Source organism: Mameliella sp. AT18, assembly GCF_028807275.1.
Taxonomy (GTDB): Bacteria; Pseudomonadota; Alphaproteobacteria; order Rhodobacterales; family Rhodobacteraceae; genus Antarctobacter; species Antarctobacter albus.
The window spans coordinates 17,737-31,789 of record NZ_JARAMO010000008.1; the positions used below are offsets into that span (position 1 = coordinate 17,737).

At 64.8% G+C, this 14,053-nt stretch carries 13 protein-coding genes; 10 read left to right on the forward strand and 3 right to left on the reverse strand.

Annotation, left to right across the window (positions count from 1 at the left end):
• Nucleotides 1–15: 15 nt before the first annotated feature.
• Genes PVW46_RS00840 through PVW46_RS00850 form a run of 3 tightly spaced genes read right to left on the reverse strand, consistent with a single transcriptional unit; the run spans nt 16 to nt 2,563 of the window.
• Nucleotides 16–525 (reverse strand): flavin reductase family protein, encoded by a 510-nt coding sequence (locus PVW46_RS00840; RefSeq protein WP_274573864.1) that lies wholly within the window; start codon nt 523–525, stop codon nt 16–18.
• Nucleotides 525–1,409, reverse strand: coding sequence for an aldo/keto reductase (locus PVW46_RS00845; RefSeq protein ID WP_069210890.1), 885 nt, complete (start codon nt 1,407–1,409; stop codon nt 525–527). The genes PVW46_RS00840 and PVW46_RS00845 overlap by 1 nt, the downstream gene beginning before the upstream one ends.
• Nucleotides 1,409–2,563, reverse strand: coding sequence for an LLM class flavin-dependent oxidoreductase (locus PVW46_RS00850; RefSeq protein WP_069210891.1), 1,155 nt, complete (start codon nt 2,561–2,563; stop codon nt 1,409–1,411). The genes PVW46_RS00845 and PVW46_RS00850 overlap by 1 nt, the downstream gene beginning before the upstream one ends.
• Before the next feature lie 130 nt (nt 2,564–2,693).
• On the opposite strand from PVW46_RS00850, the gene PVW46_RS00855 reads away from it, so the two are divergent.
• The 10 genes from PVW46_RS00855 to PVW46_RS00900 form a co-directional block, all read left to right on the forward strand.
• Entirely contained in the window at nt 2,694–3,410 is a 717-nt protein-coding gene (locus PVW46_RS00855) for a GntR family transcriptional regulator (protein ID WP_261394454.1), read from the forward strand.
• Nucleotides 3,407–4,495, forward strand: coding sequence for a Gfo/Idh/MocA family protein (locus tag PVW46_RS00860; protein WP_069210892.1), 1,089 nt, complete (start codon nt 3,407–3,409; stop codon nt 4,493–4,495). The genes PVW46_RS00855 and PVW46_RS00860 overlap by 4 nt, the downstream gene beginning before the upstream one ends.
• Before the next feature lie 119 nt (nt 4,496–4,614).
• Complete coding sequence (locus PVW46_RS00865) at nt 4,615–5,343, forward strand: ABC transporter ATP-binding protein (protein WP_069210893.1); 729 nt, start codon at nt 4,615–4,617, stop codon at nt 5,341–5,343.
• Complete coding sequence (locus PVW46_RS00870) at nt 5,318–7,708, forward strand: ABC transporter permease (RefSeq protein ID WP_274573870.1); 2,391 nt, start codon at nt 5,318–5,320, stop codon at nt 7,706–7,708. Before PVW46_RS00865 ends, PVW46_RS00870 begins: the two co-directional genes overlap by 26 nt.
• Before the next feature lie 4 nt (nt 7,709–7,712).
• The gene (locus tag PVW46_RS00875; RefSeq protein WP_043137233.1) at nt 7,713–8,918 is read left to right on the forward strand and encodes an efflux RND transporter periplasmic adaptor subunit; all 1,206 of its coding nucleotides are present in this window, start codon (nt 7,713–7,715) and stop codon (nt 8,916–8,918) included.
• A gap of 180 nt (nt 8,919–9,098) precedes the next feature.
• The gene (locus PVW46_RS00880; protein ID WP_043137231.1) at nt 9,099–10,130 is read left to right on the forward strand and encodes a LacI family DNA-binding transcriptional regulator; all 1,032 of its coding nucleotides are present in this window, start codon (nt 9,099–9,101) and stop codon (nt 10,128–10,130) included.
• A 116-nt stretch (nt 10,131–10,246) separates the two neighbouring features.
• Entirely contained in the window at nt 10,247–11,551 is a 1,305-nt protein-coding gene (locus tag PVW46_RS00885) for an ABC transporter substrate-binding protein (protein WP_069210895.1), read from the forward strand.
• 105 nt (nt 11,552–11,656) lie between these two features.
• On the forward strand, nt 11,657–12,523 hold the full coding sequence (locus tag PVW46_RS00890; protein ID WP_043137227.1) for a carbohydrate ABC transporter permease: 867 nt from the start codon (nt 11,657–11,659) through the stop codon (nt 12,521–12,523).
• Between the two features lie 90 nt (nt 12,524–12,613).
• Nucleotides 12,614–13,444, forward strand: a complete 831-nt coding sequence (locus tag PVW46_RS00895) for a carbohydrate ABC transporter permease (RefSeq protein WP_043137225.1) — start codon at nt 12,614–12,616, stop codon at nt 13,442–13,444.
• 13 nt (nt 13,445–13,457) lie between these two features.
• The coding region (locus PVW46_RS00900) for an ABC transporter ATP-binding protein (RefSeq protein WP_274573873.1) at nt 13,458–14,053 on the forward strand (596 nt) is incomplete at its 3' end.

The window sequence follows — 14,053 nt, forward strand, 5'->3', positions numbered from 1 at the left end:
CCGGTCCCTGTGGTCTCAGCCCTTGAGGCTGACGAACCGGCCGCCCTGGAACAGCAGGGGCAGGCCGGGCCGGAAAGCCGCGCTGGTCACGCGGCCAATGATGATGAGGTGATCGCCCGCGTCATGGGCGATCTCTTGCGTACAGTCGTAGCGGGCAAGGCATCCGGCGATCTGCGGCACGCCGTTTGCGTCCTCGGCCCAGTCGCAGGTGTGAAAGGCATTGGCTTCGCGCGTGAAGGCCCGGCATATCTCTTGCTGGTGGCCATCGAGCACGTGGATCGCGTAGTGGCGCGCATCGCGAAACAGCGGAAAGCGGCGCGAGGATTTCTGCGGCGACCACAGCACCAGCGGCGGGTCCAGCGAAACACTGGCAAAGCTGGAGGCGGTAATGCCTACCGGGCCATCGGGCCCCTGCGCCGTCACCACGGTCACGCCGGTGGCAAAGCTGCCAAGCGCCTCGCGAAAGGCGGGGCTGTCCTCGGCCGGGTCGAATGTCTGCATGGAATGGCTCAGGTCCCCATCCATCAGGGCACCTCGTGGCCCAGTGCGGCGGTGTAAAGCTCGAACCAGAGTTCGCGGCTCATCTCGATGTCGAAGGCTTTGGAAAACGTCTTGATCCGCTCGATCGTGTTGGTGCCCATGACCGGCAGGATGCCCGAAGGGTGCGCCAGCAGCCAGGCCACCGCAACCGCCGCCCGGTCCGCCAGGAAATCGTCGGCCACGCGGTCCATGAGCTGCGTCAGGTGCGTGTCCTCTGTCATCAGCGCGCCACCGCCCAGCGGCGACCAGGCCATCGGCGGAATGCCCCGTTCCTGCAGAAAGGCCACGTCGCCGTTGGTAAAGCCCTCGTGCGCCGACAGGCTCAGTTCGATCTGATTGGTCACAAGCGGCGTCTTCATCGCCGATTGCAGCAGGGTCCAGTCATGCAGCTTGAAGTTCGACACACCCACGGCGCGGACCTTGCCCGAGCCGACCAGCTCATCCAGCACCTCGCCGGTTTCGCGGTGATCCATCAGCGGATCGGGGCGGTGGATCAGCAGCAGGTCGATTTCATTGAGGCCCATGAGGCTGAGCGAATGATCGACCGAGGCCATGATATGCGCGCGGCTGGTGTCATAGTATTTCACCCGCGCGTCCGCGTAGCGGCCCACCGGGGCCACGATATCGCATTTGGTGACGATCTCGACCTGTTTGCGCAGGTCCGGCGTCATCGCGGCCCCAAGGATTTCCTCGGCCATGTAGCCGCCGTAGATGTCGGCTTGGTCCAGGGTTGTTATGCCCTGCTCCAGGCAGGCGGCGATCTTGTTGCGGACGTGGTCGGGGGCGGTGTTGGCATCGTCGCCCAGGCGCCACATGCCATAGACGATGCGGCTGAGGCTCAGCCCCTCTTGAAGATCTACGCGGTCCATTACTTGCGCTCTCCCACGCCAAGGGGCGTTGCCGGTGTTTCGTCGGGGACGCGGCCGTATGCATGTGGCAGCGAACAGGTTTTCAGCTCCGGCATGACCAGCTTGCCGAAATGGCGGCATTCGTCAATGTGCGGATAGCCGGAGAAGATGAAGGCGCGGATGCCCATCTTGCGGTACTCTTCGATCTGGCTCAGGACCTGGTCGGCAGAGCCCACCAGCGCCGCGCCGCAGCCCGAGCGCGCGCGCCCGATCCCGGTCCAGAGATGCGGCTCGACATAGCCGAACTGGTCGGCCAGTTCGCGGGCGCGGGACTGGTGAGAGACGCCCAGGGATCCGCTGTCATGCGCGCGGTCGCGGATCAGGCGCCCGTATTCGTCGTCCAGTTTCGACACCAGGCTTTCGGCGTATTCCCGCGCCTCGGCCTCTGTGTCGCGGACGATCATGTGCACCCGCAACCCGTAATCCAGCGTGCGGCCATAGCGTTCGGCCACGGCGTTCACGTCGGTCATGCGCTGGGTCAGCTGGTCCTTGGGTTCCGGCCACATCAGGTAGACGTCGCAGTGTTCGCCGCAAAGCTCCAGCGCGGCAGGGGAATACCCGCCGAAGTACAGCAGCGGTCCGCCGGTCTGGTAGGGTTTCGCAGGATCGGTGGTCAGGCCCGCGAAATCGTAGACCTCGCCGCTGAAACTGATCTCGTCCTGCGTCCAGGCCTGTTTCAGGATCTGCACCACCTCGCGCGAGCGCTGGTAGCGATAGGCGCTGTCGGCCTTTTCGCCGGGGAAGTCCGACGAGATCACGTTCAGCGTCAGCCGTCCCTTCATCATGTGATCCAGCGTGGCGACGGTGCGGGCCAGCATGATCGGATGCATCTCGCCACAGCGGATGGCGGCCAGCATGTTGATCCGGTCTGTCAGCGGCGCCATGCCCGCGACAAAGCTCAGCGTGTCCTGACCCACCTGGTAGGAGGAGGGCGCCAGGATGTTGCGAAAGCCCTGCTTTTCCGCCTCCAGCACGATGTCGCGGCAATGTTCGAAAGAAGAGCGCAGATCGCCTTCGGGCACGCCCAGGTAACGGTAGTCATCCGAACAGAGGGCCGAGAACCAGCTGACCTCGGACGCATCGAGATCGCGGGATGTGACGGGCACGACGGTCATTTCAGGGCCTCCCGGAAGTGCGCCGGATTCGGCGTCGATTTCCCCTTGCGTAGCATTCGGAAATTCATGCATCAATAGTGTATTAATTTTTGCCGCGACAGGAACGGGACCGCGGCGGGAGGAGGCCGACTTGGCGCGGGGAAGAAGCTCGGCGGCGTTGCCCAAGCACGCCCAGATCAGCGAAATGCTGATCCGTGACATTGCGGCCGGACGGCTGGCGGATGGGGCGCGACTGCCGCCGGAACGCGAGATGGCCGAACAGCTGGGCATCGCCGTGGGCACCCTGCGAAAGGCGCTGGAGGCGCTGGCGACCAAGGGGCTGCTGGACCGGGTGCAGGGCTCTGGCAACTACGTCCGCGCACGGGACGGCGTGGCCTCGATCTATTCCATGCTGCGGCTGGAACTGAAGGCCGGCGGCGGGCTGCCCACGGCGGAACTGCTGGGGGTGGAGCGGCTGACGAAACCGACGGATGCGCCGGTTTTCGGTCCCTCGCCCGAGGGGTGGCGGTTCCGGCGCCTGCGGTTCCTGGGCGGCGTTCCGGCAGCGATGGAAGAGATCTGGCTGGACGGGGCTCAGGCCGCGCATGTCGCGGCGCAGGACGTGCTTGAATCGCTCTACCTATTCTATCGCGAGCGGCTGGGGCTGGTGATCCTCTCGGCAGAGGATCGGGTCGGCTTTGCCCCGGTGCCTGCGTGGCGCGACCCCCGGTTTCCGCCGGAGGTGGGCGATACGGCGGGGTATGTCGAACGTATCGCCCGGGACAAGGCAGGCACGCCGGTCGAATACTCGCGGACCTGGTTCGACGCGGAAACCGTCACTTATATCAACAGGATCGGCAGGGGATGAGCGTGGTCAGATACGGCGTGATCGGCTGCGGCATGATGGGCCGCGAGCATATCCAGAACATCAACCTTCTGCCGCAGGGCAGGGTGGTCGCGGTCTTTGATCCGGTCACCGACCTGGCGCAGAGCGCGGCAGAGCTGGCGGGCGGCGCGCAGGTCTGCACCACGCTGGACGATCTGCTGGCGGTCGAGGGGCTGGACGCGTTGGTGGTGGTCAGTCCGAACGATTGCCACGTACCGCAGCTGCGCCAGATCGCGGCGACCCGTCCGCTGCCCGTGCTGTGCGAAAAGCCGCTTTATACCACGCCGGAAGACGAGGTTTTCCTGGCCGAACTCGCGCGCAGCTATCCGGCGCCGGTCTGGGTGGCGATGGAATATCGCTACATGCCGCCCGTGGCATTGTTGCGGCAGGAAGTGATCGGGGCGACGGGCGGGATTTCCATGTTGTCGATCCGCGAACACCGTTTTCCCTTTCTGCCCAAGGTCGGCGCCTGGAACCGGTTCAACGCGCGCAGCGGTGGCACGCTGGTCGAGAAATGCTGTCATTTCTTCGATCTCATGCGCTTGATCCTGCGGGACGAACCGGTGCGCGTCATGGCCAGCGCCGGGCAGGCGGTGAACCACAAGGACGAAACCTATGACGGGCGCGCGCCGGACATCTGGGACAACGGCTATGTGATCCTGGATTTCGCGGGCGGCGCGCGGGCGATGCTGGAGCTTTGCATGTTCGCCGAGGGATCGCGCTACCAGGAAGAGATCTGCGCCCTTGGTCCCAGCGGCAAGATCGAGGCGCTGGTGCCAGGGCCTGGCCGGTTCTGGCCCGCACACCTGGGCGAGGCGCCGGTGCCGCAGGTGATCGTCTCTCCGCGCGTTCCCAAGGGGCCGCGCGTGATCGAGGTTCCGGTGGAGGCAGAGTTGCTGGCGGCCGGCGATCACAACGGGTCGACCTTTTACCAGCATGAGGGGTTCAATGCCGTGGTCCGCGGCGAAGGCACGCCAGAGGTGACGCTGGCCGACGGCATGGCCGCCGTGCGAATCGGGCTGGCGGCGCAGGAAAGCGCGCGGACCGGGCAGGCTGTGCTGCTGTAACAACGCCCTTGCGGCAGGCAGCCCGAGACATTCCGCAAGGTTATTTGCCGGACCTTGATACGGATCATGACGCCTGAGACACTTCCCGCGCAGTTTGCGCGGGAAACGCGGAGAGGCTCATGGCGCGACTCGATGACAGGACCCGCGAGGTGGTGTTTCGCACCCAAGGGCTGACCAAGACATATGACACCGGCGAGGTGCAGGTGCATGCGCTGGCGGGTGTGGACCTGGAATTGTTCGGGTCAGAGCTGACCGTGCTGCTGGGCCCGTCCGGGTCCGGCAAGTCGACGCTGTTGAACATCCTCGGCGGGCTGGACCGGCCCAGCGGCGGGCGCTTCTGGTTCCGCGAGACAGAGTTGACCAAGGCCAGCGACCGGCAGTTGACGCGCTACCGGCGCGACCATGTCGGCTTTGTCTTTCAGTTCTACAACCTCGTGCCCTCGCTCAATGCGCGGGAGAATGTGCAACTGGTCACCGACGTGGCAAAACGCCCGATGAAACCCGCCGAGGCGCTGGAACTGGTCGGCCTGAGCCACCGGATGGACCATTTCCCGGCGCAAATGTCCGGCGGGGAACAGCAGCGGGTGGCCATCGCGCGGGCCATCGCCAAACGGCCCGACGTGTTGTTGTGCGATGAACCCACCGGTGCGCTGGACAGCCACACCGGCACGCAGGTCCTGTCGACCCTGCAGCGGATCAACGATGAGTTCGGCACCACCACGGCGGTCATCACGCACAATGCCGCCATCCGGTTGATGGCGCATCGGGTGATCCGCTTTCAGGACGGGCGCATCGACCGGATCGAGGAGAACGACAGTCGCCTTGCCGCAACAGAGATCCATTGGTGATCCGATGCACGCGATGGATCTCAAGCTGTTTCGCGATTTTCGCCGGCTCTGGGTGCAGGGCGTGGCGATCGCCCTTGTGCTGGCGGCGGGCATCGCGGTCATCATCATGTCGGTGGGGATGAGCCGGGCCCTGAACGAGACCCGCAGCGCCTATTACGACAGCAACCGCTTTGCCCATGTCTTTGCCTCGGCCCGCCGGGCGCCTGACAGCCTGATTTCGCAGTTGCGCGACATCGAGGGGGTGGCGCAGGTGGAAACACAGGTCCGGTCCTACGCGATCCTGGATATTCCCGGGCGTGCCAAACCGGCGACGGGGCTGCTGATCTCTCGCCCTGAACTGGGCGAGCCATTGTTGAACGTGCCGCTGCTGCGCCGGGGGCGCTGGCCCGAAGGCGCGGGCGAGGCGGTGGTGAACGAACCCTTTGCAGAGGCCAACGGGTTCCTTCCCGGCGACACGATCTATGTCAACCTGAACGGACGCAAGCGCGCGGTGACGATCACCGGCACGGCCCTTTCACCCGAATTCGTCTATACCATCGGCCCCGGCGCCCTGATGCCGCAGAACGAGACATTCGGCATCCTGTGGATGCAGGCCGAGGTGCTGGACGCGGGGTTCGGCATGGCGGGCGCCTTCAACACGGTGGCCTTGACCGTGCTGCCGCGCACGCCGCTGGAGCCGGTCAAGGACGCGGTCAAAGCCTTGCTGGACCCTTACGGCGCGGCGACGCCGGTGGGGCGCGATGCGCAGCAGTCGAACGCCTTTCTGGATGCCGAGATCCAGTCGCTGGAGGTGATGGCCTGGGTGCTGCCGCCGGTCTTCCTGGGGATCACCGTCTTTCTGGTGAACATGGTCATGGGCCGGATCGTGCAGCTGGAACGGTCCGAGATCGGCCTGATGAAGGCCGTGGGCTACACCAACTGGGAAATCGGGCTGCACTACCTGATGCTGGCCGCGCTGATCGCCTTCCTGGGGGTCGGTATCGGCTGGGGCGTGGGGTCCTGGTTGGCGCAGGCCATGTCAAAGCTCTACGCCAAGTATTTCGACTTTCCCTTCCTCGTTTTCGGCGTGCCGCTCAGCATCTATGCGCTCTCGGCGATGCTGGGGCTGGCGGCGACCAGCGCGGGGGCGTTGAGCAGCGCCATGCGCGCGGCGCGGCTGGCGCCGGCGGTGGCGATGGCCCCGCCGGCCCCGCCGAGTTTCCACGGGTCCACGCTTGACCGGTTGGCGGATCTGCTGCGGTTGGGACAGCCGACACGGATGATCCTGCGCAGCCTGCTGCGCTGGCCGCTGCGCGCCGGAATGACCATGCTGGGCATGGCACTGGCGGTTTCCGTGCTGGTGGCGTCGAACTTCTTTCCCGACGCGATGGACGAGATCATCGATACCGCCTTTTACCAGTCGAACCGGCAAGACATGCTGCTGCTCTTCGATCCGGACGCGCCTGAAACCGCGCTGGAAGAGGTCAGGCGCCTGCCCGGGGTCCTGCAGGTGGAGCCGCAGCAGTACCACGCCGCCCGCCTGATCTATGGCTCCTACGAAAAGCAGGTCCCGGTCTCGACCGTGGCCAATGCGGCGGATCTGGCGCGGGTTGTGGATGGCAACGGGCAGGTGATCGCGCCAGATCCCTTTGGCATCCTGTTGTCGGACCGGCTGGCCGCGGCGCTGCATGTCGAGGTGGGCGATACCCTGACCGTCAGCTTCGAGAGCGGTCGCCGAGAGACCTTTGAGGTGCCCGTGACCGGCATCGTCACCCAGTTCTTTGGCCTGGGCGCCTATTTCGCCCATGACACGCTGAACGCCATGTTCCGGCAAAGCCCTCGCGTATCCAATGTCAACGTGACGCTGGCCGACCCACAGGCGGCAGAGGCCTTTCAGGAGCGGATCAAGGACGTGCCCCGGCTGATGGGCACGGTCAACATGACCGAGAACCGCCTCAGCTTTATGGAGACGTTGAGCCAGAACATCCTGATCGCCACCACTGTCTACGGCATTCTTGGCATGATCATCACGGTCGGCGTCGCCTACAATGCCGCACGGGTGCAGCTGTCGGAACGGGCGCGAGAGCTGGCCTGCCTGCGTATCCTGGGCTTTGGCAAGGGCGAGGTCACCTATATCCTGGCCGGCGAGGTATTGTTGCTGGCGGTCCTGGCGCAGCCGGTGGGCTGGGTGATCGGCTATGGCGTGGCACGGCTGATGACCGAAGGCTTCACCAGCGATCTCTACGCCATTCCGCTGGTGCTGGAGCCGGCAACCTTTGCCCGGGCCAGCCTGATCGTGCTGGGTGCCGCGGCGGTCTCGGTGGCGCTGGTGGCGCGCCGGCTGGGGCGTCTCGACCTGATTGCCGTCATGAAAACGAGGGAGTGAGGACATGTGGTCCCTGCGTACCATAGGACTTTCGGCTGTCGGCCTCGCCCTGGTGGGCGGGCTGGCGATCACCGCCTTTCGCACAGATCCGATCCCGGTGGATACCGCGCCATTGGTGCGCGGCGCGCTGAGCGTGACGGTGGACGCGGATGGCAAGACACGGATCAGGGAGGTCTACGAGGTCTCCTCACCCATAGCGGGCACGGTCTTGCGCCTGCCGGTTGCAGTGGGCGATCCGGTCGCCAAGGGGGTGACCGTGGTGGCGCAGGTGCAGCCCGCCGTGCCCACGCTGCTGGATGCGCGCAGCCGGGCGCAGGCGGTCGCGGCCCTGCACGAGGCCGAGGCCAGCGTGAAATTCGCCGAGGCCGAGGTGGCCCGGACAGAGGCGCAGCGCGCCTATGCCCAGTCGCAGTTCGACCGGGCCAAGGCCTTGGCGGATCGGGGCACCGCCTCGTTGACCGCGCTGGAGACGGCAGCCCAGCAGCTGCAACTGGCCGAGGCGGACAAGCTGAGCGCCGAGGCGCGCCTGGCGATGTCGCGGGCGGCGCTGGAAAGCGCGCAGGCGGTGCTGGCGGAACCCGAGCAGGCGCCCGGCGACGGCGATTGTTGCCTGCCGATCCTGGCGCCCGCCGATGGCGTTGTCCTTTCGGTCGAGGGGGAAAGCGCGCGCCCCGTGATGGCCGGTGCGCCGCTGCTCAGCATCGGCGATCCGGACGATTTGGAAATCGTTGTCGATCTTTTGTCCTCTCAGGCGACCCGCCTTGCGCCCGGCGCCTCTGTCGAAGTGGACCGCTGGGGCGGCGAGGGCACGCTGGCGGCGGAATTGCGGCTGATCGAACCGGCGGCGCGCACTGTGGTCTCTGCCCTCGGGATCGAGGAACAGCGCGTGGATGCGGTGCTGGATTTCACCTCGCCGCCCGAGATGCGTGCAGGGTTGGGCCAAGCCTTTGCGGTTTTTGTCCGGATCGAGGAATGGCGGACCGAGGACGCGCTGTTGATCCCCCTGTCGGCGATCTTTCGGCGTGAAGGGCAATGGTTCACCTATGTCCTGGCCGATGGCACCGCGCATGAGATCTCGATCGAGATCGGCCGCCGCGACGGGCGCAGCGCCGAGGTTCTGGCGGGCGTCAAGGCGGGCGACCGGGTGATCCTGCACCCGCCGGACACGGTGGGGGACGGTGTCGAAGTGGTCGAGCGCGACTGGCAATAGGCGCGGCCCTCTCGCGACCAATCCCGAAAACCTCCGGACCGGGGCTTGTGATTTGACGCGCGTCCAACTTAATCTTGACGAATGCGGGCGCGGCACCCAGCTTGTTAATATTGCGCGCGTAAAGTTTATCTGCGGGTGTGGCGGGCGTGGCGTCCGATGCCGGAGGGGGAGACAGGGTTCATGACCGGCCGGAAGATCCGGAACATGGAGGAGTTCGCCGAGGTCAGCGGGATCTCGCGTCCGACCGTGTCCAAGTATTTCAACGATCCTGACAGCGTGCGCAAATCGACCCGCGCGCGGATCGAAAGCGCGTTGGAACAATACGACTATCGCCCCAACATCTTTGCCATCAACCAGAACCGCAAGCTGACCAAGAACATCGGCATCGTGGTGCCCTATCTTGCCGACCCCTTCTTTGCCGAGATCGCGCGGAACCTGGAAATGCTGGTGATCGCGGCAGGCTATCATCCGATCCTTCTCAGCTCGCACGGGTCCACCGCGCAGGAGAATGACAACTTCGAGAGCCTGCGCGCGATCAAACCCGCAGGCGCCTTGCTGGCGCCGCTTGGGCGGGCCTCGGACAAGGCGGCTGTCGAGAGGTTCTGCAAGGCCGTGCCTTCGGTTCTTTTTGACAGTCATATCAGTGGGATGGGTGAGGCGTTTGTGGGGCATGACAACATCCAGGCCACCAAGCTGATCTGCGAATACCTCTGTCGCACGGGCCAACCCCCTGCGTTTTTCGAAATGCGCACGCCGACCAACCCGAACGCCTATCGCCGCCGCAACGCCTATTGCGAAGCGATGGAGCGCATGGGCCATCCCGTTCACCTGTTGCAGGCCGAAGGGGGCGGCTGGGACTTCGAGAAGATCGGGCTGGAAGGCGGCACGAAAGTCATCGAAGAGCACAGCCTGCCGACCGACACGATCCTGTGTTCGAACGACCGCCTGGCCATCGGTTTCCTGGCGGCAGCCTATCAGAAAGGGCTGCGAGTCGGGCTGGGCGCCGGCGCCGCCCTGCGGGTTGCCGGGCATGACGACCACCCGTTCTCGCGCTATACCTGCCCGCCGCTGACCACGGTTTCGCAGGACTACACTGCAATCGCAGAACGCAGTGTCGAGCGCCTGTTCAGCCTTGTCGAAAGCGGGGAACGTGCTGAAAACCGCGATGAAATCTTTTTCGAAGGAAAATTGGTGATGCGGCAGTCAGCCTAGAATTTTCTGCGTCGCGGCAATTTTAAATTTTACTCCCGTAAAGTTTTTGATTGACTCGCCTGGCGGTCTTGCGCAGTCTCTGACTGTGCAACGAGCACTCCAAGGGAGGAAATTGGATGACTTTGAAAGGCGCATTCTTTGCGGCTTCTGCACTTGTGTCGGTGGGTGCGAGCGCGCTTTCCGCCGAGGTCCTGACCATCGCCACGGTGAACAACGGCGACATGATCCGGATGCAGAAGCTGACCGACGACTTTACCGCCAAGACCGGCCACGAGGTGAACTGGGTCACGCTGGAGGAGAACGTGCTGCGGCAGCGCGTGACCACCGACATCACCACCAAGGGCGGTGCCTTCGACATCATGACCATCGGCATGTACGAAACGCCGATCTGGGCCGCCAACGGCTGGCTGGTGCCGCTGGACGACCTGTCGGCGGACTACGACGCCGACGACATCCTGCCGGCGATGCGCGGCGGCCTGAGCCATGACGGCACGCTTTATGCGGCGCCGTTCTACGGCGAAAGCTCGATGATCATGTACCGGACAGACCTGTTCGAGGCCGCAGGGCTGGAAATGCCCGAGGCGCCGACTTGGGATTTCGTCGCCGAGGCGGCCCGGAAGATCACCGACAGGGAAAACGAGATCTACGGTATCTGCCTGCGCGGCAAGGCCGGCTGGGGCGAGAACATGGCCTTCCTGACGGCCACCGCCAACTCCTTTGGTGCGCGCTGGTTCGACGAGAACTGGACCCCGCAGTTCGACAGTGCCGCCTGGGAAGAGACGCTGACCTTTTATCTGGACCTGATGAATGACGCGGGCCCTCCGGGCGCCTCGACCAACGGGTTTAACGAGAACCTGTCGCTGTTCCAGCAGGGCAAGTGCGGCATGTGGATCGACGCCACCGTGGCGGCCTCTTTCGTGACCAACCCCAACGATTCCACCGTGGCCGACAAGGTCGGTTTCGCGCTGGCGCCGGACACCGGCAAGGGCAAGCGCGGCAACTGGCTCTGGGCCTGGGCGCTGGGCATCCCGGCGGGCACCCAGAAAGAGGACGCCGCCAAGGAGTTCATCGAGTGGGCGACCTCGAAGGCCTATATCGAGCTGGTCGCGGCGAACGAAGGCTGGGCCAACGTGCCGCCGGGTGCGCGCACCTCGCTCTATCAGAACGAGACCTACCTGTCCGAGGCGCCTTTTGCCGAAATGACGCTGAAGTCGATCAACTCGGCTGACCCGCTGAATCCGACCGTCGACCCGGTTCCCTATGTCGGTGTGCAGTTCGTGGCGATCCCGGAATTCGCGGGCTTTGCCACCGATGTGGGCCAGGAATTCTCGGCCGCGCTGGCCGGGCAGCAGACCGCGCAGCAGGCCCTTGCCAAGGCGCAGGCGCTGGTCGTCGACGCAATGGAAGCCGCAGGATACTGAGGCCTCCTCCCAGGCCGGAGGGCGGGGGCAACCGCCCTCCGGTTCCTGAATTTCCAACAGACATGAACACGGCGGCCCCGCAGCCGCCAAGGGAGGAGACGCGTCATGGCGACCCAGCATTCGCGATCCGCAGCCCGTCTTATGATGGCCCCCGCGGTTTTCCTGCTTCTGGTCTGGATGCTTGTTCCGCTGTCCATGACCCTCTGGTTTTCCTTCCGCAAGTACCTGCCGCTGCGCGGCGGGGACCTGGGGTGGGCAGGCTTCGACAACTACGTCCGTTTCGTGACCTCCAGTGCCTTCTGGCCCAGCGTGATGACGACGTTGCTGATCGTCGGCGGCGTGCTGGTCGTGACGGTGGTTCTGGGCGTGCTGCTGGCGATCCTCCTGGATCAGCCGATGTGGGGGCAGGGGGTGGTGCGCATCCTTGTCATCGCGCCCTTCTTCGTGATGCCCACCGTGTCGGCGCTGGTCTGGAAGAACATGTTCATGGACCCGGTGAACGGCCTCTTCGCGCATCTGTGGAAGTTCTTCGGGGCCGAGCCGATTTCCTGGCTGTCAGAGGCCTCGATGCAGTCGCTGATCATGATCGTCAGCTGGCAATGGCTGCCTTTTGCGACGTTGATCCTGCTGACGGCGATCCAGTCGCTGGACAGCGAGCAACTGGAAGCCGCCGAGATGGACGGCGCCCCGCCGCTGGCACGTTTCTTCCACATCATCCTGCCGCACCTGAGCCGGGCCATCACCGTGGTGATCCTGATCCAGACGATCTTCCTGCTGTCGATCTTTGCCGAGATCTTCGTCACCACCCAGGGTTCGTTCGGGACCAAGACGCTGACCTACCTGATCTTCCAGCGCGTTCTGGAAAGCCAGAACGTCGGACTGGGGTCCGCGGGCGGGGTCTATGCGATCATCCTGGCCAATATCGTCGCGCTGTTCCTGATGCGCATCGTCGGGAAGAACCTCGATGCCTGACCTTCATCTCCGCCGCGCCCCGGGCTTGACCCGGGGCCCCATCCCAACCGCAGAGGTTCCGGGGCAAGCCCGGAACGGGAGGCTCTGAACATGGCACGCGCCGTCACGACACAACGCAAGGCGATCAACACCACGCTGGCCTGGGCCGTCGGTCTGCTGATCTTCTTTCCGATCCTCTGGACCATCCTGACCAGCTTCAAGACAGAGGCCCAGGCCATCAGCGATCCGCCGGTCTTCCTGTTCTTCGACTGGACGCTGGAAAACTACGCGGTGGTGCAGGAACGGTCGGACTACATGCGCTTCCTGTGGAACTCGGTGATCATCGCCGGTGGGTCCACGATCCTCGGCACGATCATCGCCATTCCCGCCGCCTGGTCGATGGCCTTCGTACCGTCCCGCCGGACCAAGGACATCCTGCTGTGGATGCTGTCCACCAAGATGCTGCCCGCGGTCGGCGTGCTGTACCCGATCTACCTGCTCTTCATCAAGCTGGGCTGGCTGGACTCGCGGATCGGGCTGGTCATCGTGCTGATGCTCATCAACCTGCCGATCATCGTCTGGATGCTTTACACCTACTTCCGCGAAATTCCCGGAGAAATCCTGGAAGCGGCGCGGATGGACGGCGCCAGCCTGCGCGAGGAAATCCTCTACGTGCTGACCCCGATGGCGGTGCCGGGCATCGCCTCCACCATCCTGCTCAACATCATCCTGGCGTGGAACGAGGCCTTCTGGACCCTCAACCTGACCGCCGCCAAGGCGGCCCCGCTGACCGCGTTCATCGCCAGCTATTCCAGCCCCGAAGGGCTGTTCTACGCGAAACTTTCGGCGGCGTCGGTCATGGCCATCGCGCCGATCCTGATCATGGGCTGGTTCAGCCAGAAACAACTCGTCCGCGGCCTGACCTTCGGCGCGGTGAAATAAGGGGGAGAGACCCGTGGGACGTATTCAACTCAAGCAGGTCAAGAAGTCCTTTGGCGACGTGACCGTGATCCCGCCCTTGGACCTGACCATCGAGGACGGAGAGTTCACCGTCTTCGTCGGCCCCTCGGGCTGCGGCAAGTCCACATTGCTGCGGTTGATCGCCGGGCTGGAGGACACCACCGACGGCGTGATCGAGATCGACGGCAAGGACGCCACGGCGCTGCCGCCGGCCAAGCGCAGCCTGGCGATGGTGTTCCAGTCCTATGCGCTCTACCCGCACATGTCGGTGCGCAAGAACATCGCCTTTCCGATGAAGATGGCGGGCATGGACAAGGCCGAGCAGGAGCGCCGCATCGCCTCTGCCGCGAAGGCCCTGAACCTGACCGACTACCTGGACCGGCGTCCGGGCCAGCTGTCCGGTGGTCAGCGCCAGCGCGTGGCCATCGGGCGGGCCATCGTGCGGGAACCGGCGGCCTTCCTCTTCGACGAGCCGCTGTCCAACCTCGACGCTGCCCTGCGCGTGGGGATGCGGATGGAAATCAGCGAACTGCACAAGAAGCTGGACACGACGATGATCTACGTCACCCACGACCAGGTCGAGGCGATGAC

Excerpts from the sequence above, each read along its gene's own strand:
- PVW46_RS00895 (WP_043137225.1), top strand. The coding sequence starts at position 12,614 with ATGGCACGCGCCGTCACGACACAACGCAAGGCGATCAACACCACGCTG.
- PVW46_RS00875 (WP_043137233.1), top strand. The coding sequence starts at position 7,713 with ATGTGGTCCCTGCGTACCATAGGACTTTCGGCTGTCGGCCTCGCCCTG.
- PVW46_RS00880 (WP_043137231.1), top strand. The coding sequence starts at position 9,099 with ATGACCGGCCGGAAGATCCGGAACATGGAGGAGTTCGCCGAGGTCAGC.
- PVW46_RS00860 (WP_069210892.1), top strand. The coding sequence starts at position 3,407 with ATGAGCGTGGTCAGATACGGCGTGATCGGCTGCGGCATGATGGGCCGC.
- PVW46_RS00850 (WP_069210891.1), bottom strand. The coding sequence starts at position 2,563 with ATGACCGTCGTGCCCGTCACATCCCGCGATCTCGATGCGTCCGAGGTC.
- PVW46_RS00890 (WP_043137227.1), top strand. The coding sequence starts at position 11,657 with ATGGCGACCCAGCATTCGCGATCCGCAGCCCGTCTTATGATGGCCCCC.
- PVW46_RS00845 (WP_069210890.1), bottom strand. The coding sequence starts at position 1,409 with ATGGACCGCGTAGATCTTCAAGAGGGGCTGAGCCTCAGCCGCATCGTC.
- PVW46_RS00885 (WP_069210895.1), top strand. The coding sequence starts at position 10,247 with ATGACTTTGAAAGGCGCATTCTTTGCGGCTTCTGCACTTGTGTCGGTG.
- PVW46_RS00865 (WP_069210893.1), top strand. The coding sequence starts at position 4,615 with ATGGCGCGACTCGATGACAGGACCCGCGAGGTGGTGTTTCGCACCCAA.
- PVW46_RS00840 (WP_274573864.1), bottom strand. The coding sequence starts at position 525 with ATGGATGGGGACCTGAGCCATTCCATGCAGACATTCGACCCGGCCGAG.